Here is a 17,631-nt window from a genome sequence, read left to right as displayed (position 1 = left end):
CGAATTGCTGCTAAACTTCGCTATATGCTGAGTGGTCAGGAGAAGTTATGGGGTATGGAATAAAGCTGCTGGCGGTTATCACTGTCGTAATGGCGCTGCCAATTCAACAGTCAGAAGCGGGTGAGATTCGCAGAATTGTGCATCCTGATGGCAGGGTTGAATTTACCAATTTGTCGGACAAGCAGCGAAAAATACACTATACCAACCAAAAAATGATCTCGACAAGAAAGGTCTTCAAATATCGCAATGATGATGGGGTTTTGACCTTCTCAGACCAGCGTCCTATTGATGTCGATTTTTCAGTACTACGGTTTGATTGTTTCGCATGTAGCCTTACATCCCAAGTGAATTGGTACAAAACTCCTCTGAATACCAAAGCGTATAAGACACAAGTACGCATTATGGCGGATAAATACGGGGTAGATGAGGCCTTAGTCAGGGCGGTTATTCACGCTGAATCCGCGTTTAAAGCGGATGCAGTATCAAGAGCAGGGGCTCAGGGATTGATGCAGTTGATGCCCGCTACGGCAAAGGATATGGGGGTCATCGATAGTCTTAATGTTGATCAGAATATCGAAGGTGGGACAAAGTACCTGGCAAAACTGCTTGGGCACTATGCAGGAGATATTACGCTGGCAACGGCAGCGTATAATGCCGGTCCTGGGGCTGTAAATCGATATAACGGCATTCCGCCCTACGAAGAAACACAAGCTTACGTAAAGCGAGTTGCCATTCTTAAGGATCGTTACGCAAAGCAGCTTTAGCGTTCTGTTCGAAAAACGTACCGCTCAATTGTGCTGCGACAGATATACCAAACAGTGGATGGGAGATCGGGGCAATAGCAAGTACTATGTCGACTGCCGGAAGGGCTGGCAGCTGACTGTTCTTGATGATCTCCAGATCAGCGTTAACGCTAGATGTTGCCATAGCGGTGATTCCTAGTCCCTGGCGGATGAGGTGCTTAATTGCGGTTGCACTGGAGCTGCTGGCAACAATCCGATAGGGGATCCCCTTTTTTTCTAAACCATCGATTGCGGTGCTATGAAATTTACAGTCTGGCTCATAAAGAATCAGAGGAAGGGGCTCGGGGTTAAATATTGTCGCGCCACTCAGAGAAACCCATACACCTTTATCATGTTTAAGTATGTAGCCTTCATCAGCATCTGGCATGCGGGTCAGAATGGCTGCATCAATTTCACCTGCATCTAGCATTAAGCGCAATTGACGACTACTGTCACAATGAATTTGGTAAGTCAGATCAGGGAGTTGTTCACTGACGAGTTGAATGAAGTCCGCTAGTATCGATTCAGCATAATCATCAGGACAGCCGATTCTGAGGGGGGAATGTTGTTTGTTTCGAGCGTAATGACTGAGCGCTTCATCATGAAGGTGAATAATTCTTCTGGCATAACTGACCAACTCCCTGCCAGAGTCTGTCAACGTTAAATTTCGGCCCTCTTTTTTAAAGAGTTCCTGCCCGGTTTCCTCTTCCAGCTTTTTCATCTGCATACTGATCGCACTCTGCGTGCGGTATGTTTGGCGTGCAGCCCGCGTGAAGCTCCCTGTATCAACAAAAGCTATAAAACTCCGTAAGGCATCTATGTCCATGATCTCATTCACCTATTAGCGATGTTGATAGCATCTATCAAAACTATTCGTTAGTCCTGTTTATTGCAAGAGGCCACAATGATACGAAGTGAAATAGGAGGTTGTTCGATGCAATTATTGATAGGCAATAAAAATTACTCATCGTGGTCACTCAGAGGATGGTTGATGCTGAAAGCATTTGGCCTTGAATTTAAGGAGATCAAACTGAGCCTGTTTACTGACCCGTTCTATCAGAAGATTTCAGAACTCAGCCCAGCAGCGAAGGTTCCTGTGCTGGTTGATGGTGAGATCAGAGTATGGGATTCACTGGCGATCTGTGAATATATCAATGAAACCTATCTGAAAGGAGAAGGGTGGCCATCTGCTGCAGCTGACAGAGCTTTGGCTCGTGCAGTTGTGTGTGAAATGCATTCAGGATACACCGCTTTAAGAAACGAGATGCCTATGAACTGCAGGGCACTGCGTTTGATTGAGCTCAGTGATGAAGCTAAACAGGATGTTTTTAAGATTGATGAGCTATGGCAACAACTCATACTTCAATATCAGCAGGATGGGGATTGGCTTTTCGGTCGTTTTACGATTGCTGATGTTTATTTTGCACCCGTGGTGCTGAGATTCGTGACATATGGAGTAGAGTTATCCGAGCCTTCACAGCAGTACATGAAAAAGATGCGATCCTTACCCGCGCTTCAGGAGTGGATTGATGATGCTCTGCAGGAGACTGAAATCGTACCGGAGGATGAGGCAGGTGTAGCGCGATAATTGACAGATAAAAAAAGACGCTACCATTCTCAGTGGCAGCGTCTTTTGGTCGCTGGAAATCGTTAGCTGGCTCAGTGATCCAGAATCTGGCTGAGGAAGAGTTGTAACCGATCCGTTTGTGGGTTGTTAAAGATCTCTTCAGGTGTGTTCTGTTCAACAATTTCTCCGGCATCCATGAAGATCACCCTGTCGGCAACCTTTTTTGCAAACCCCATCTCGTGTGTGACACAGAGCATGGTCATCCCCTCTTCAGCCAGTTCAATCATCACATCCAGCACCTCTTTGATCATTTCTGGATCGAGTGCAGAGGTGGGCTCGTCAAACAGCATGATTTCAGGGTTCATGCACAGGGAGCGGGCGATGGCTACACGTTGTTGCTGACCACCGGAGAGTTGTCCAGGGAATTTACTAGCCTGATCTGGAATTTTGACGCGTTCCAGATATTTCATAGCGATCTCTTCAGCTTCTCGTTTGGGTTTTTTCTGTACCCAAATCGGGCCAAGGGTCAGATTTTCCAGAATAGTCAGATGAGGGAACAGGTTAAAGTGCTGGAATACCATTCCGACTTCACGCCGTATAGCCTCAATATTTTTAACATCCTCAATCATCTCAACACCGTTAACGGTGAGAGAGCCTCGCTGGAACTCCTCAAGTCGGTTGATGCATCGTGTCATGGTTGACTTACCTGAGCCTGAAGGGCCACAGATAACAATCCGTTCGCCTTTCTTCACCCGGAGGTTGATATCTTTTAAAACATGGAACTCGCCATACCATTTATTGAGATCCTTGATGACGATGATGTCATCGTTGTTTTCAATGCGTTGTTCATGTTCGATACTCACAAGGAAACCCTCTTAATTCTTATGGCTTGTGTCGAGTTTACGTTCTATTGAGGAGCTGATCAGTGACATGCTGAAGCAGCAGATCCAGAATACAATGGCAACAAATAGATAGCCTTCTGTGGAATGACCTCCAAGCCAGTTGGAGTTGGTCAGTGCGGTCTGGGTTGTGCTAAGCATCTCAAAAATACCAATAATCAACAGGAATGTTGTGTTTTTAAACAGCATTACAAAAGTGGCTAATATATTTGGCATGGAAATTTTGATGACCTGGGGGAGAATAATCAGCAACGTTTTTTGCCAGAACCCCAAACCCAAAGAGTCTGCGGCTTCGTATTGTCCGTTCGGTACTGCCTGAAATCCGCCACGGAAGACCTCCGCCATATAGCCAGACATAAACAGTGTTAAAACGATCCAGACACGTAGTAGCTTGTCGACATTGGTACCTTCTGGGAAGAAAAGTGGCAACATGACTGAACCCATAAAAAACAGGGCGAGCACAGGAACACCACGGAAAAATTCGATCAGGATGATGCTGACGCTTTTAATGAAAGGCATATCTGAACGTCTACCCAGCGCCCAGAGAAAGCTAAGAGGAAAGGCAACAATAATGCTCGCAGCAGCCAAAAGAACGTTGAGTGAGAAACCGCCCCAATAATCTGTGGATACATACTCTAAGCCGATCCAGCTTCCGTCTAAAATCAGGATTGAGATAAATGGAAGCAGCAGAAATAGGGGGATGGCGACTTTGTTTCTAAGATCTTTATGCAGGCGATACGAAGCGATAATAATTGCAACCAGTGCGATTAAGCAGGCGTTGATGCGCCATAGCTCTTCCGCAGGATAGCTTCCATAGAAAAACTGTTTCGACCAGGCGATTACAAATACCCAACAGGCTCCCTCATTGGTACAAGCTGATTGGTTGGTGCCTGTCCAATTGGCTGAAAATATCAGCCAATCCAGTAATGGGGGGATAACCGTGCCCAGAAATGCGAGTATCAGTAAGGTAGCGAGGGTGTTCAGTGGACTTGAAAACAGGTTTTCCTTGATCCAATGAATGGGTCCAACGACATCGTTCGGTGCTGGCTGATCTGGTAATGGTTTAAATTCTTTCATATCAGTAACATCCGTTTATCGTTCAGCGAGTGAAACGCTTGCGTTGAACCGATTCATCACAAACGAAATAGACATGTTGATAACAAAATAGACTGCCATAGTCATAAAGACGATTTCGATTGCCTGACCTGTCTGGTTCAGAGTGGTGCCCACAAATACTGTAAACAGATCCGGGTAGCCGATCGCAGTCGCCAGGGTGGAGTTTTTAACCAGGCTCTGATACTCACTGTTTAGCAGGGGAACGATGACACGCATCGCCTGCGGAACAATGATTAGCTTCATGATCTTGCTCTCTTTCAAGCCAATACTCCGAGCCGCTTCCGTCTGACCATGAGGAACCGCCTGTACGCCGGCTCGGACCGCTTCCGCAATGAACGCCCCGGTATAGACTGTTAACGCCAGGGCTAACGCCATGAGTTCTGGGATGATGGTAATGCCACCTCGGAAATTAAAGCCTTTGAGTACTGGGAAGTCCCAAGTGAACGGGATACCCGCAACGAAGAGAGCGATCAGAGGTAAACCGATAAATATAGCAATACTGGTGCTGAATACCGGGAACTGTTGGCCGGTTTCATCTTGTCGTTTTTTCGCCCAGCGCCTTAGTAGGAAAATCGATATGATCGCAATGGCAAATGCTGCGTAGACTAATCCGGCACCGCTCTCTGCATTAAGGCCTGGGATGTAAAGTCCGCGCACGTTGAGAAAAACCGCTTCACCCAGACTCAAGCTCTGCCGCGCACTTGGTAATGCTGCCAAGACGGCAAAATACCAGAAGAAAATCTGCAGAAGCAGAGGGATATTTCTGAAGGTTTCAACATAACTTACGGCCAGTTTTCTGATCAGTAGATTATGGGAAAAGTGTGCCACCCCCATGATGAAACCGACCATGGTCGATAAAATGATACCGATGGTTGAAACTAGAATTGTATTCAGTAGCCCAACGATGAATGTTTTACCATAGGTGTGCGTAGCGTCATATGGAACCAGAGACATCAAGATATCGAAACCTGCGGTCGTAAACAGGAAGTCATAACCGCTTTGAATGCCTCGGGCTTCCAAATTCGCCAGGGTATTGCTGACGATGCTATAGAAAAAATACGTCAGGCCTATAAGGAGGAGAGCCTGATAGATAATTGACCTGTTGCGCGGGTTATTGAAGAACGATGGTGATGATTTCACCTGTGGCTGATCAGACATAATATCCACTTATCTTCAGAAGGTTATGTTTAAAAGTAGCAGAGGGACGATCATTGTCCCTCTGCTGTTCCTTCTTAACGTACCGGAGAAGAGTACATGATGCCGCCCTTGTTCCATTGGGCGTTCAGACCACGGGCTATTTTGAGAGGGGAATCCTGACCCACATTTCGCTCGAAGCTCTCACCATAATTACCCACTTGGGTAACGATGTTGTAAGCCCATTCAGTAGGAATACCCATTTTTTGCCCCGCATCACTGTCAACGCCCATCAGGCGTTTTTGCGCAGGTTTGCCTTCGGCTTTGGCCTTATCAGCGTTTTTACTATCGATGCCTAAGAATTCAGCTTCTACCATCGCCATCAGTGACCAGCGTACTACGTTAAACCAGGCATCATCACCCTGTCTGACCACAGGGCCCAAAGGCTCTTTTGAGATGACCTCTGGAAGTACCATCGCGGCAGAGGGGTTCTGTAAACCGATACGCAGAGCGTAAAGTTGAGATTGATCGGATGTGAGTACATCACAGCGTCCGCTCTCGAAACCTGCACGTGTCTGATCAGAGGTATCAAAGGTGATCGCGTTGTAGGTGATACCATTTGCTCGGAAGTAGTCCGCGAGGTTTAACTCCGTAGTGGTTCCTGCTTGAATACAGACCGCAGCACCGTCAAGTTCCAACGCGCTCTTAACGCCCAGATCTTTCGACACCATGAAGCCTTGACCATCGTAGTAGTTCACGCCGGCGAAGTTCAGGCCCAGTGAAGTATCACGAGTGTGAGTCCAGGTGGTGTTACGTGAGAGTATGTCGATCTCACCGGATTGTAACGCGGTAAAGCGCTCTTTTGCTGTGAGGGGCTTATACTGAACTTTGCTGGCATCACCCAATACGGCAGCGGCAACCGCACGGCACACATCAACGTCTAGGCCACTCCAGGTACCGTTCTCATCTTTCTGTGAGAAACCAGCTAAACCGGTACTGACACCGCAGGATACGTTCCCTCTTTTTTGCACATCGTCCAGGGTACCCGCTTGAGCTCCAAAAGAGAGCCCTAAGGCCAAGCTGGTAGCTATTACAGAAGTAAGTCGTTTCATTGCATTTCTCCGTTTTATAAAGGGGTGAAATCACCAAATTAATCTGTTGTTATTTTTGTTAATGATCATGAACAGAATTAATAAAACTTGCTTACATGAAAACCTAGCAGAATATATACCAACTGCCAGTTGAAATTAGACTTTAGTTTGAATGTGGCTGGGTTGCCCTTGTCATGGGCTTTGCGGGTTATATTTGATATGCCTAATATTTATATGGTGTGTACGAATATAGTGCTCTTTGCACCGTGCTAGTGCTCTAACATCTTGAAATGAATAAATATGTCACAAAAAATGAGCGAAATTGTTAGTACTTCATAGGTGAGAAATAGGCAGTTACCCCTCTTTGTTTTTGGCCAAATAAGGAGTATAAAAACGCGCCAAGCAGAGCACTGTAATTTCGTGATTTTGTGCTTTTTAATTATTTATCATCAGGGTAAAGATATCGATGATTATCAGAACCCTGGAGCTCGCGGTGAGACGATGACAACCTCATACAAAGAAACATTACATAAGGGCTATGGTCAGGCATTTGATGTGGAAGAGGTGCTTTTTGAACAGCAAACTGACTCCTGGCATTTGATCATTTTCCGAAATTCGGTTTATGGAACCGTGATGGCACTTGATGGAATTATCCAAACAACAGAACGGGATGAGTTTGTTTACCATGAGATGCTAACTCATGTTCCACTGATCGCTCATGGCGAAGCGAAGCGAGTGTTGATTATTGGCGGCGGTGATGGCGGTATCCTGCGCGAAGTTTGTCGCCACAGCACAGTCGAACATGTGACACAGGTAGAGATCGATCAGGCAGTGATTGATATGTGTAAAACCTATCTGCCAAACCACTCCGAAGGCGCCTTTGATGATCCTAGAGCGAATATTGTGATTGCAGACGGTGTGGAGTATGTGAACTCTACTACGGACAAGTTCGATGTCATCATCTCGGATTGTACTGATCCTGTTGGGCCAGGCGAAGTGCTGTTCAGCAGCCGCTTCTATGAGGGATGTAAAAACCTTCTCAACGAAGGTGGTGTCTTCGTTGCACAAAACGGGGTGCCTTTCCTGCAGCAAGATGAGGTCATCACGACCCGAAGACGGCTAGGTCCCTATTTTGCGGATCAGAGTTTTTATATTGCGGCGGTTCCAACTTATATCGGTGGAGTGATGACCTTGGCTTGGGGCTCCGATAACACCGAGTTGAGAGGGCATGATCTTGAAACACTTAATCAGCGATTTAAGTCCAGTGGTATAAAAACTCGATACTACAACCCTCAGACCCATTTGGGCTGCTTCGGTTTGCCTCAGTATCTATTGGATGCATTGGAAGAGGCGTAGCGCAAGAAGGTATAGTGAAAGCCGGTTCCCCTGATAGGTGAACCGGCTTTTTTGTTTCTGTTTTGTGATTTTAAGAAGGCGATCTGAAGGTATGCCCAACCTCGATAATTATATTCGTTTGTCAGGGTTTTATTTTTTTTACTTCGCTCTTCTGGGGGCGTTGGTACCCTATTGGAGCCTCTATCTAAAATCATTTCAGTTTGATGCTCAGACCATCGGTTCGTTGATGGCTTTACTTCAATTGTCGCGCATTGTGGCTCCCAATCTTTGGGGGTGGTTAGCTGATCGCACAGGTCGACGGGTAGAGATTGTTCGCTTCGGTGCGCTTATGACCTGTGTGATGTTTCTGGGAATTTTTTGGCAGGAAACAGCATTGGGTATCGGTTTGGTCATGCTGGGCTTTAGCTTCTTTTGGAATGCCGTATTGCCTCAATTTGAGGTGATTACTCTCAATCAATTGGGGGAGGATAAAGCCCGTTACAGTAGAATCCGCCTCTGGGGTTCGATCGGTTTTATCGTAACCGTTGTAGGGATCGGTGCAATTCTGGATATGATCAGCATCCGATGGCTTCCCTGGTTATTATTGTTGCTGATGCTGCTCATCTGGTTGAATACGTTGTTGATCCCTGGAGGCAGATTATCAGGATCAACCATGGTCAGCAGCGCTGGTTCAAAAAGCTTCATGCAGCTGTTGTGTCGCCCCCAGGTGATCGCATTTTTTGTGATCTGCTTTCTTGTACAGTTCGGGCATGGGGCTTACTACACCTTCTACAGTGTATTGATGGTGGATGTTGGTTTCAGTCGAGCTGAAGTGGGTATGCTTTGGGCGATAGGCGTCATCGCAGAGGTCGTTGTTTTCATCTATATGCACCTGATGTTGCAACATTGGGGTATCAGGAAAATTATTCTGGCTAGCCTTCTTCTTTGTATTGTCCGATGGATTCTGATCGGGGTTATTCCGGATAATCTGGGGGCTATGTTGTTTGCACAACTGCTTCATGCTGCAACCTTCGGTTCTCTTCATGCGGTTGGAATCTCTCTGGTGCATCACTATTTTTCCGAGCGTACTCATGGGCAGGCGCAGGCTCTGTATTCAAGCGTTGGCTTTGGTTTGGGGGGAGCGTTGGGTGCGTTTATCAGCGGTCTCGTTTGGGATAAATATGGCTCACTTATCACGTTTTCTTTTTCCGCTTTTGCAAGCTTTGTCGCGATTGTGCTGGCTCTGATATGGATCTATCCGGAAAAAGTGCAGCAAAACAATTGATTTGGGTATTTTGCACTGCCGTAGTTTTGCTATAGGATTAGGGTATTGTACTGCCCGATAAAGGAGTCAGGCTATGAAGTTCAAGATTGATATTGATATGTCCCCTGAGGAGTTGCGCAAAGTCCTGGGGTTACCAGATGTGCAGAAATTTCAGCAGGATATGATGGATAAGATCACTGAACAGATGGAAGCCGGTGCCGAAGGCTATGATCCATTAACACTATTTAAACCCTATTTGACCAGTGGGCTGGGATCTATGGAAGCACTGCAAAAATTAATGATGGGTATGATGACTTCTGGTTACGGTAGTTCTGATAATAAAAATGACTGATCAGATCACATGATCAGCTTAAACCAAGGGATTGTTACGAGAGAGATAGTGAATTGCGTATTCTAAGAAAATATACAAACCGCCGTTTGTACGATACTTCTCGTAGTTGTTACGTCACTTTAGATGATGTTAAGCAACTGGTGTTGAGTGGTGAAGTTTTTAAAGTAGAGGACTCAAAAACAGGTAATGATCTGACGCGTAATATCTTGCTGCAGATCATCAGTGAGCAGGAAGCGCAAGGACATGGGACTTTATTGACAAATCAGGTACTGCAGCAGTTGATCCGTTTTTACGGGGATAGTATGCAGGGGATGATGAGCCAATACCTGGAGCAGAGTATTGCTTCTTTTCTGGAGCATCAGGATCGAATCCGTGACCAGATGCAGACAATGATGGGGGCAGCTAACCCATTAACGATGATGAATCGAATTGCTGATCGAAATATGCAGATGTGGGGTATGTTTCAGCCAGGAGAAGATTCAGATCCGATGGCAGAGCAACCGCCGGAAGATAAAACTAAATAAAGAAAAGGCCGCAGATAGCGGCCTTTTTTTATTTCATGTCTGGCATGTTGCGGCCATAAAATATTTCATACATCTCTTTATAGAGCTGCTCTGTTATCTGCTGTACTTCGGCATCCGAGAGTTCCTCTTTGGTCGTGCCAAAAAGGTAGGTGTTAAGGTCAACATCCTGAAGCATCAGCTTTGTATGGAAGATATTTTCCTGGTAAACGTTTACATCCAGCATCTGATATTGATCGTGAATATCTTGTGTGAAGAAATTCTGAATCGAGTTGATATCATGATCGATGTAGTGTTTTACCCCATGAATATCGCGGGTGAAGCCTCGCACACGGTAATCGACAGTCACAATATCTGATTCCAGGCTGTGAATCAGATAGTTCAGTGCCTTAAGGGGTGAGATTATGCCGCAGGTAGAGACCTCAATATCTGCGCGGAATGTGCAGATCCCATTATCTGGATGTGCTTCAGGGTAGGTATGTACACAGATATGGCTTTTATCCAGATGCGCCACGACTGAGTCAGGCAGTGGGCCAGGCTTTTCCGTTGTATCGACGTTCTCTGCATCTTTGATCGGCTCTTCGGCAACCAAAATGGTGACACTGGCTCCTTGAGGGTCATAGTCCTGGCGAGCAATATTCAGGATGTTAGCACCGATAATATCGCAGCACTCGCTAAGGATCTCTGTCAGGCGCTCTGCGCTGTATTGTTCGTCAATATACTCAATGTACTCTGCCTTCTGCTCAGGCGTTTTTGCATAGCAGACATCATAAATACAGAAGCTCAGGCTTTTAGTCAGGTTGTTAAAACCCTGTAGCTTGATTTTTCCATTGGTTGGCAAGATTGTAAGCTCCGGATCGTGGTCGTTGCAGATCGGATCTTTCGGTGATGAAAGGATCGGATAGCAATGCCCAGTAGCACTATAAAATTCTGACGCGCGATTTTAGTAGACAATTACGTCGGGAGGAAGAAAAAGTTAACCAGTATTGAGTTGAAAGAAATTAATACTGCGGTGCGGGCCGCAGACAGGTATCAATCCCTGTCTGCCAACCATTCAACAATAGCTGGTGCTACCTGGTGCTGCGCTTTTCCAGAAACGAATACACCGATATGGCCCGCTTTGACTTCCATCTCCTGATAGTCTGAGGAGCTGATCTGTTCTGCCAGTGCTTTTGATGCGTTGGGGGGAACCAGATGGTCGAAACTGCCAAAGATATTCAGCAGGGGTTGCTTGATTTGAGTCAGGTTAACCTGTTTATCACCGATCAGTGCTTCGCCTTTGATCAGTTTGTTCTGTTGAAAAAACTGGGTGATAAACTGACGGAACGCTTCTCCTGCCTGGTCGGGACTGTCATAGATCCACTTTTCCATGCGTAGAAAGCTTAAGGCGCTCTCTCTATTTTCCAGTTGATTGGGCATGCCTAGATTCTTTTGGACTCCTAAGCGCATCGGCATCAGTGAGTTATATGAATCATTGAGCATGCTGCCGGGGATGTTGCCGTATGTATCCACTGCAAGGTCAGCATCAACATATTTCGCCAGATGATAGAGCAAGTTATCGTCCGTCTGGAAGTCGACAGGGGTAACCATGGTAATCAGGTTTTTTATTTTCTCAGGGTTGAGCGCTGTGTAGCAGAGGCTGAATGTACCTCCCTGACAGATACCCAGAAGGTTTGTTTGTTCTGTTTGAGCATGCTTGCGAACTTCATCAACACAGTTGTTAAGGTATTCATTGATGTAGTCATCAAGATCAAGGTACCGATCTGCAGCATCAGGGTAACCCCAGTCAATCAGATAGATTTCTAATCCAAGTTCGAGCAGGCGCTGTAGCATAGATCGCTGAGCTTCCAGATCGATCATGTAGGGACGGTTAACCAGCGCGTAACAGATCAGGAGAGGAGTGGCGCAGCATTTATCTGCACTGGATCGGTAGTAGCGTAACCGCAATTTATCTTCGGTATAGATCACCTCATAGGGGGTGGCATCTACATCCACCTCTTTGAGCTGAGACAGCGTGTTATAACTTTTGAGCAGCTTGCGGTTAAACTCAAATAGCTCGTTCGCAACGATCGCCGGGTCCAGATTAAATCCACTCATCTCTTATGCCTCTTTAATCTGTTTTTTAAGTGAGGCCACTTCTTTCTTTAGAGTGGCAAGCTCTTTTTTCAGTTCTGCAACGGTTTCGGTCATCAGTTCATTTTGCATTTCAGAGAGGCTCTGCTTCATCCCCTGAACTTCACGCCGACTGACTCTCATCTCTTTGCGCAACTGATGCTGCCTTTGTAGTGCAGTGTCCAGCCCTTTACGTGTTGCAAGGCCAACAGACTGGAAGTGAATGTCTCTGACATCCTGAACATATTTTCGCAGCTGCATCAGGGCATTACTGATACGTCCGTGTGAACGCTGGTAGGCATCCGTAAAAACAGTGTCGGAATAAGCAGATTCATAAGCATCAACCCAGATATCATGTAGCTTCTGTAACCCATCAACTTTTTCCTCTGAATGGGTCAGGGTCTGTAGCATTTTGGAGGCAGCGCTCTGATTGATTGTATTGTAGTGGGTGATATATTCCTGCAGCGCTTCTTGGTATTCGATGGTCAGCTTTGTCGCTTCTCTGATCTGTTCCTGAGCTTCGCGATTACCACCGATGACCGGTGTTTCAAGCAGGCTTTTCATACCACTGATAAACGGATTTTCAAATAAAAGGTCATCACGGAAACTATGGGTTTTAAACAGTGAGGCAAACTGTTCAGGTAGTTGCCACTGTTGCATCAGGGCATCACCTGTTTGCTGCTGCATATATTTCTGGAAATTACTTACTGCCTCATTGAGGTGAATTTCGCTGCCTTCACGGTACTGCTTGAGCAGCTCCTCTCCGTATTGTGTGAAGTTCGATGATTGTGCGCCGAGTATATCCAGAAGCTGAGAGAACTGTTGGGGTGCATTTTCGCGAAATTGCTTCTGGGTGTTGGATAGTTGTTCTGCCCACTTTTCAGGGGATTCTATATCGGTGCCAGATGTAAACTTATCCCAGTACTCTTTTTGGGCTTCCAGTAGGGCCTCAAGTGATAAAGTACTTTTTTCCATCAGAAATATTCTCCGAAATATGCGCAAGTCCTCCCATCTTATTACAACTGATAAAAGCTTACATTAGCCTATCGTTCAGACAGGAGTATTTTTAAGAGGTAGTTAGCGGCATTAGATTGAGTTCTGTTGCGATGGAAGATAATCCCCAAGTTTCGATGAACAGGCTCTGAATCGATGACATCCAGTACCCGTAAGTCGTCGCCAACCAGACTTTTTGGTAGCAGGCTCCAGCCCAGACCGATGCTGACCATCATTCGAATCGTATCCAGATAATTGGTGGACATGGATACATTAAGTTCCAGATTGTGTTGTTTGAACAGTTGCTCTACCAGGGTGCGAGTGAAGGTATTGCTTCCGGGTAGAATTGCGTTGACCTTTGTGAGCTGTTCCAGGTTTATCTGTTTTGAGTGGGCCAGAGGGTGGTCAGCGGAGACAACGTATTGTAACAGGTCATCCCAAATCACTTCAGAGCGGATAGAGGGGTCAGGCTCAGGAGATAGTGTAATCAGTGCCAGCTCCAGATCTCCTTTCAGCACCCCCTCATAAGCGACTTCTGATTCTGCAAATTGAAGGTCAAGTTCTACCTTGGGACAGGCTTCATTGAAATGTTTAAGCAGAGGAGGAAGGCGATGCAGGCTGATATGGTGACTAGCGGCCAGAGAAAGCTTACCGGTAATATCTCCGGCGGCTAAATTACTGATGGCACGTTTGGCATCATCCAGTTGGAGTAGAATGTCCCGTGCACGGGGTAGTAGTTCAGCGCCAGCTTCTGTCATGGACACTGTTCTTCCAATACGATCAAAGAGTTTGCTGTCCAGCTGTTCTTCCAGCAGTGCGATGCGTTTGCTGATCGCTGATTGAGTCAGGTAAAGGTGATCGGCGGCTTTTGAGAAGGATTGTTGCTCGGCTACCGCAAGAAAGGCCTGTAGGGTGTTGGTGTCCATCTTCCTTTGCTCGCATCGATGTCTATCGATGCATTTTTATACTATTCCTATTTGGAATGCAAAGTATTATAAATATGAATTTGTGTTGTAGTTGGCGCTGCACTACGATAGCCGTATATAAAGCTTGTACACCTGTATTATCCACGTGTGCTTGTATCAGAATAACTGTGAGGTGAGTTCCCATGGCGGGTAAAACATTATATGACAAGTTGTTCGAATCGCATCTGGTTCGAACCAATGATGATGGAAGTTCTTTGATCTATATCGATCGTCAGGTGCTGCATGAAGTAACGTCACCTCAGGCATTTGAGGGTTTGAGAATAGCAGGCCGTCAGCCATGGCGTATCGATGCCAATATCGCAACACCGGATCATAACGTACCTACGACTGAGCGTTCTGGTGGTGTGGATCAGATTGTTGATCCGGTATCTAAAATCCAGGTTAAAACACTGGATGCGAACTGTGATGAGTTCGGTATCCTCGAATTTAAAATGAACGATCAGAATCAGGGCATCGTTCACGTCATGGCTCCGGAGCAGGGTGCAGTACTGCCGGGTTGTACTGCTGTATGTGGTGATTCCCATACTGCAACTCTGGGCGCGCTGGGTGCGTTGGCACATGGTATCGGTACTTCTGAGGTTGAGCATGTATTGGCAACTCAATGTCTGATCACCAAAAAGATGAAGAACATGCTGGTGAAGGTCGATGGTAAGTTGGGCCTGGGTGTTACCCCTAAGGATGTAATCCTGCATATTATTGGTGTTATCGGTACCGCTGGTGGTACTGGCTATGCGATTGAATTCGGCGGTCAGGTGTTCCGTGATATGTCGATGGAAGGTCGTATGACTGTAAGTAATATGGCGATCGAGGCTGGCGCCCGTGTTGGCCTGGTGGCGGTCGATCAGAATACTATCGATTACTTCGAAGGGCGTCCTTTTGCGCCGAAAGGTGAACAGTGGGATGCGGCCGTAGATGCATGGAAGGATCTGGTCTCTGATGCAGATGCTGTATTTGATGAAGTGGTAGAGATCGATGGTGCAGCTATTGAGCCGCAGGTTACTTGGGGTACCTCGCCAGAGATGGTTGTGGGTGTCTCTGCCCAGGTACCTAATCCTGACAATGAAACGGACCAGGTTAAGATTGATGGAATCAATCGCGCTCTGGAGTACATGGGGCTGAGTGCGGATCAGAATATTACGGATATTCAGCTGGATCGTGTATTTATTGGTTCCTGCACCAACTCTCGTATTGAAGATCTGCGAGATGCAGCGAAGGTCGTTGAGGGCCGTAAGGTGGCTGGCAATATTATTCAGGCGCTGGTTGTTCCGGGGTCCGGTCTGGTAAAAGAGCAGGCTGAAAAAGAAGGTCTGGATAAGATCTTTATCGAAGCGGGTTTGGAGTGGCGTCAGCCGGGTTGCTCCATGTGTCTTGCGATGAACCCGGATAAGCTGGGTAATGGTGAACACTGTGCTTCAACGTCTAACCGTAACTTTGAAGGCCGTCAGGGCTTTGGTGGACGTACGCATCTTGTGAGCCCTGCGATGGCCGCGGCAGCGGCTGTAACAGGACATTTTATTGATGTTCGTGAATTGATTGAGCAGTAAGGAGAGCGATAATGAATAAGTTTACACTGCATACTGGTATCGCCGCTCCGATGGATCGCGCCAATATCGATACCGATATGATCATCCCCAAGCAGTTCCTGAAATCGATTAAACGTTCCGGTTTCGGTAAAAATTTGTTTGATGAACTGCGTTACCTGGATGAAGGTCTGCCGGATCAGGAGTGCACGGGTCGTCCGCTGAACGAAGAGTTTGTGCTGAATCAGCCTCGCTATCAGGGCTCCAGTGTACTGCTGGCCCGTGAGAACTTTGGTTGTGGTTCCAGTCGTGAGCACGCGCCGTGGGCGCTGGATGACTACGGTTTCCGCTCAGTAATTGCGCCAAGCTATGCTGAGATCTTCTACAACAACTGCTTTAAGAACGGTCTGCTCCCGATTGTTCTTACGGAAGAGCAGGTTGATCAGCTGTTCACTGAAGTTGCCGCGACTGAGGGGTACCAATTGACGATCGATCTGGAGCGTCAGGTGGTGGTAACCCCGTCCGGTGAAGAGATGGCATTTGAGATCGATGGTTTTCGTAAGCATTGCTTGATGAATGGCTTAGACGATATCGGGTTAACTCTTCAGCATGCGGATGATATTAAGGCGTATGAAGCTAATCGCCGGAAACAAGCACCGTGGTTGTTTGATGCGATTAAGTAAGGTCGCAACCGGTCTGAACTAATTATTGAACGGTAGTGGGCTTGTCTCACTGCCCGACTGAAGGAATTAAAGAATGTCTAAGAATGTACTGATTCTGCCGGGTGACGGCATTGGTCCTGAAATCGTTGCACAGGCGAGCCGTGTGCTGAAGCTGGTTAACGAGCAGGATAACCTGGGTCTCGAGCTGAGCGAAGCCCTGGTGGGTGGTGCTGCGATCGATGCTGATGGCGTACCTCTGCCGGAAGCAACCCTGGAAGCGGCTAAGGCTGCTGATGCGATCCTGCTGGGTGCTGTGGGTGGTCCTAAGTGGGATACTAACCCTGATTTTCAGATCCGCCCGGAAAAAGGCCTGCTGGGTATCCGCTCTGAGCTGGGTCTGTTCGGTAACCTGCGTCCGGCTATCCTGTACCCGCAGTTGGCTCACGCCTCTACGTTGAAGGAAGAGGTCGTTTCCGGTCTGGATATTCTGATCGTACGTGAGTTGACCGGTGGTATCTATTTTGGTCAGCCTCGAGGTGTTCGTGAGAAAGAGGGGGGGATCCGTGAAGGTTACAATACTTATGTTTACGATGAGAATGAGATCCGTCGTATCGGCCGTGTAGCCTTTGAAGCGGCGATGGCTCGTGATAAACGTCTGTGCTCTGTAGACAAAGCTAACGTACTGGAAGTAACTGTATTGTGGCGTGAAATCATGGAAGACCTGTCCAAGGAATACCCAGAAGTTGAACTGAGCCACATGTATGTAGATAACGCTGCGATGCAGCTGGTACGTGCACCGAAGCAGTTTGATGTGATGGTAACCGGCAATATGTTCGGTGATATCCTATCCGATGCCGCTGCGATGCTGACCGGTTCTATCGGCATGTTGCCATCTGCCTCTTTGGATGTGAACGGTAAGGGGATGTATGAGCCTTGTCACGGTTCCGCGCCGGATATCGCAGGCCAGAACCTGGCGAACCCACTTGCAACCATTATCTCTGCAGCAATGATGCTGCGATACTCTTTTGGTGCGGGTGAAACTGCAGATCGTATTGAAGCGGCTGTCAGTGCTGTGTTGGATCAGAACCTTCGAACTGGTGATATCTGGTCTGAAGGTATGCAGAAGGTTAGCTGTACTGAGATGGGTGATGCAGTAATCGCTGCACTGCAGGCGTAATAGCCACCCGTTGTCGTGATTTGGCACAGTTATTAGGCCAAATGCGATAGTGAATGTAGCCTAAATGTTGCATAATTAGGTAACCCGTTTTAGTGGGTTTGCGAAAGCTGGTATCGATGG

The 17,631-nt window shown here is 46.9% G+C and carries 18 protein-coding genes; 9 read left to right on the top strand and 9 right to left on the bottom strand.

Features of this window, described 5'->3' with window-relative positions:
• The first annotated feature begins 47 nt into the window (after positions 1-47).
• Positions 48-764 carry a lytic transglycosylase domain-containing protein gene (locus Q0882_RS01485; RefSeq protein WP_299177040.1) on the top strand — a complete coding sequence of 239 codons (717 nt, stop codon included), beginning with the start codon at positions 48-50 and terminating at the stop codon, positions 762-764.
• Here the strand turns inward: Q0882_RS01485 and Q0882_RS01480 are convergent.
• On the bottom strand, positions 736-1,608 hold the full coding sequence (locus tag Q0882_RS01480; protein WP_299177037.1) for a LysR substrate-binding domain-containing protein: 873 nt from the start codon (positions 1,606-1,608) through the stop codon (positions 736-738). The genes Q0882_RS01485 and Q0882_RS01480 overlap by 29 nt on opposite strands.
• 78 nt (positions 1,609-1,686) lie before the next feature.
• On the opposite strand from Q0882_RS01480, the gene Q0882_RS01475 reads away from it, so the two are divergent.
• Positions 1,687-2,370: a glutathione S-transferase family protein gene (locus Q0882_RS01475; RefSeq protein ID WP_299177034.1), complete on the top strand. Its 684-nt coding sequence runs from the start codon at positions 1,687-1,689 to the stop codon at positions 2,368-2,370.
• Positions 2,371-2,441: 71 nt separating this feature from the next.
• On the opposite strand, the gene Q0882_RS01470 is transcribed toward Q0882_RS01475, so the two are convergent.
• The 4 genes from Q0882_RS01470 to Q0882_RS01455 all read right to left on the bottom strand — a co-directional run bounded on the left by Q0882_RS01470 (position 2,442) and on the right by Q0882_RS01455 (position 6,610).
• Positions 2,442-3,212, bottom strand: coding sequence for an amino acid ABC transporter ATP-binding protein (locus tag Q0882_RS01470; protein ID WP_299177032.1), 771 nt, complete (start codon positions 3,210-3,212; stop codon positions 2,442-2,444).
• Between the two features lie 12 nt (positions 3,213-3,224).
• Positions 3,225-4,325: an amino acid ABC transporter permease gene (locus Q0882_RS01465; protein ID WP_299177029.1), complete on the bottom strand. Its 1,101-nt coding sequence runs from the start codon at positions 4,323-4,325 to the stop codon at positions 3,225-3,227.
• Positions 4,326-4,340: 15 nt separating this feature from the next.
• The gene (locus Q0882_RS01460) at positions 4,341-5,522 is read right to left on the bottom strand and encodes an amino acid ABC transporter permease (RefSeq protein WP_299177026.1); all 1,182 of its coding nucleotides are present in this window, start codon (positions 5,520-5,522) and stop codon (positions 4,341-4,343) included.
• A gap of 74 nt (positions 5,523-5,596) precedes the next feature.
• On the bottom strand, positions 5,597-6,610 hold the full coding sequence (locus Q0882_RS01455) for an amino acid ABC transporter substrate-binding protein (RefSeq protein WP_299177023.1): 1,014 nt from the start codon (positions 6,608-6,610) through the stop codon (positions 5,597-5,599).
• Between the two features lie 480 nt (positions 6,611-7,090).
• Here Q0882_RS01455 and speE point away from each other — a divergent pair, with 480 nt between their 5' ends.
• The 4 genes from speE to phaR all read left to right on the top strand — a co-directional run bounded on the left by speE (position 7,091) and on the right by phaR (position 10,064).
• Positions 7,091-7,945, top strand: coding sequence for a polyamine aminopropyltransferase (speE, locus tag Q0882_RS01450; RefSeq protein ID WP_299177020.1), 855 nt, complete (start codon positions 7,091-7,093; stop codon positions 7,943-7,945).
• Between the two features lie 91 nt (positions 7,946-8,036).
• The gene (locus Q0882_RS01445; RefSeq protein WP_299177017.1) at positions 8,037-9,209 is read left to right on the top strand and encodes an MFS transporter; all 1,173 of its coding nucleotides are present in this window, start codon (positions 8,037-8,039) and stop codon (positions 9,207-9,209) included.
• A gap of 73 nt (positions 9,210-9,282) precedes the next feature.
• A complete protein-coding gene (locus Q0882_RS01440) occupies positions 9,283-9,540 on the top strand; it encodes a DUF6489 family protein (protein ID WP_299177014.1) in 258 nt (85 codons plus the stop codon).
• Between the two features lie 53 nt (positions 9,541-9,593).
• The gene (phaR, locus tag Q0882_RS01435) at positions 9,594-10,064 is read left to right on the top strand and encodes a polyhydroxyalkanoate synthesis repressor PhaR (RefSeq protein ID WP_299177011.1); all 471 of its coding nucleotides are present in this window, start codon (positions 9,594-9,596) and stop codon (positions 10,062-10,064) included.
• Positions 10,065-10,092: 28 nt separating this feature from the next.
• Here the strand turns inward: phaR and speD are convergent, their stop codons facing one another.
• From speD to Q0882_RS01415, 4 genes are all read right to left on the bottom strand, one after another.
• Positions 10,093-10,902, bottom strand: coding sequence for an adenosylmethionine decarboxylase (gene speD, locus Q0882_RS01430; RefSeq protein ID WP_299177007.1), 810 nt, complete (start codon positions 10,900-10,902; stop codon positions 10,093-10,095).
• A gap of 191 nt (positions 10,903-11,093) precedes the next feature.
• The gene (gene phaC, locus Q0882_RS01425; protein ID WP_299177004.1) at positions 11,094-12,158 is read right to left on the bottom strand and encodes a class III poly(R)-hydroxyalkanoic acid synthase subunit PhaC; all 1,065 of its coding nucleotides are present in this window, start codon (positions 12,156-12,158) and stop codon (positions 11,094-11,096) included.
• A gap of 3 nt (positions 12,159-12,161) precedes the next feature.
• Positions 12,162-13,148 (bottom strand): poly(R)-hydroxyalkanoic acid synthase subunit PhaE, encoded by a 987-nt coding sequence (locus Q0882_RS01420; protein ID WP_299177002.1) that lies wholly within the window; start codon positions 13,146-13,148, stop codon positions 12,162-12,164.
• Positions 13,149-13,216: 68 nt separating this feature from the next.
• Complete coding sequence (locus Q0882_RS01415; RefSeq protein WP_299177000.1) at positions 13,217-14,092, bottom strand: LysR family transcriptional regulator; 876 nt, start codon at positions 14,090-14,092, stop codon at positions 13,217-13,219.
• Positions 14,093-14,274: 182 nt separating this feature from the next.
• On the opposite strand from Q0882_RS01415, the gene leuC reads away from it, so the two are divergent.
• The 3 genes from leuC (at position 14,275) to leuB (ending at position 17,511) form a co-directional block, all read left to right on the top strand.
• On the top strand, positions 14,275-15,696 hold the full coding sequence (gene leuC / locus Q0882_RS01410) for a 3-isopropylmalate dehydratase large subunit (RefSeq protein WP_299176997.1): 1,422 nt from the start codon (positions 14,275-14,277) through the stop codon (positions 15,694-15,696).
• Positions 15,697-15,707: 11 nt separating this feature from the next.
• Entirely contained in the window at positions 15,708-16,355 is a 648-nt protein-coding gene (leuD, locus tag Q0882_RS01405) for a 3-isopropylmalate dehydratase small subunit (protein WP_299176994.1), read from the top strand.
• A 73-nt stretch (positions 16,356-16,428) separates the two neighbouring features.
• The gene (gene leuB / locus Q0882_RS01400; RefSeq protein WP_299176991.1) at positions 16,429-17,511 is read left to right on the top strand and encodes a 3-isopropylmalate dehydrogenase; all 1,083 of its coding nucleotides are present in this window, start codon (positions 16,429-16,431) and stop codon (positions 17,509-17,511) included.
• Positions 17,512-17,631: the final 120 nt, after the last annotated feature.

It is taken from the genome of uncultured Neptuniibacter sp. (assembly GCF_947498015.1).
GTDB lineage: Bacteria > Pseudomonadota > Gammaproteobacteria > Pseudomonadales > Balneatricaceae > Neptuniibacter.
This window is presented reverse-complemented; position numbering and strand designations above follow the sequence as displayed.

What these genes read in the sequence shown, in the direction of transcription:
- Q0882_RS01485 (WP_299177040.1), top strand. Translation starts at nt 48, where the DNA reads ATGGGGTATGGAATAAAGCTGCTGGCGGTTATCACTGTCGTAATGGCG.
- Q0882_RS01480 (WP_299177037.1), bottom strand. Translation starts at nt 1,608, where the DNA reads ATGGACATAGATGCCTTACGGAGTTTTATAGCTTTTGTTGATACAGGG.
- Q0882_RS01475 (WP_299177034.1), top strand. Translation starts at nt 1,687, where the DNA reads ATGATACGAAGTGAAATAGGAGGTTGTTCGATGCAATTATTGATAGGC.
- Q0882_RS01465 (WP_299177029.1), bottom strand. Translation starts at nt 4,325, where the DNA reads ATGAAAGAATTTAAACCATTACCAGATCAGCCAGCACCGAACGATGTC.
- Q0882_RS01460 (WP_299177026.1), bottom strand. Translation starts at nt 5,522, where the DNA reads ATGTCTGATCAGCCACAGGTGAAATCATCACCATCGTTCTTCAATAAC.
- Q0882_RS01455 (WP_299177023.1), bottom strand. Translation starts at nt 6,610, where the DNA reads ATGAAACGACTTACTTCTGTAATAGCTACCAGCTTGGCCTTAGGGCTC.
- speE (WP_299177020.1), top strand. Translation starts at nt 7,091, where the DNA reads ATGACAACCTCATACAAAGAAACATTACATAAGGGCTATGGTCAGGCA.
- Q0882_RS01445 (WP_299177017.1), top strand. Translation starts at nt 8,037, where the DNA reads ATGCCCAACCTCGATAATTATATTCGTTTGTCAGGGTTTTATTTTTTT.
- Q0882_RS01440 (WP_299177014.1), top strand. Translation starts at nt 9,283, where the DNA reads ATGAAGTTCAAGATTGATATTGATATGTCCCCTGAGGAGTTGCGCAAA.
- phaC (WP_299177004.1), bottom strand. Translation starts at nt 12,158, where the DNA reads ATGAGTGGATTTAATCTGGACCCGGCGATCGTTGCGAACGAGCTATTT.
- Q0882_RS01420 (WP_299177002.1), bottom strand. Translation starts at nt 13,148, where the DNA reads ATGGAAAAAAGTACTTTATCACTTGAGGCCCTACTGGAAGCCCAAAAA.
- Q0882_RS01415 (WP_299177000.1), bottom strand. Translation starts at nt 14,092, where the DNA reads ATGGACACCAACACCCTACAGGCCTTTCTTGCGGTAGCCGAGCAACAA.
- leuC (WP_299176997.1), top strand. Translation starts at nt 14,275, where the DNA reads ATGGCGGGTAAAACATTATATGACAAGTTGTTCGAATCGCATCTGGTT.
- leuD (WP_299176994.1), top strand. Translation starts at nt 15,708, where the DNA reads ATGAATAAGTTTACACTGCATACTGGTATCGCCGCTCCGATGGATCGC.
- leuB (WP_299176991.1), top strand. Translation starts at nt 16,429, where the DNA reads ATGTCTAAGAATGTACTGATTCTGCCGGGTGACGGCATTGGTCCTGAA.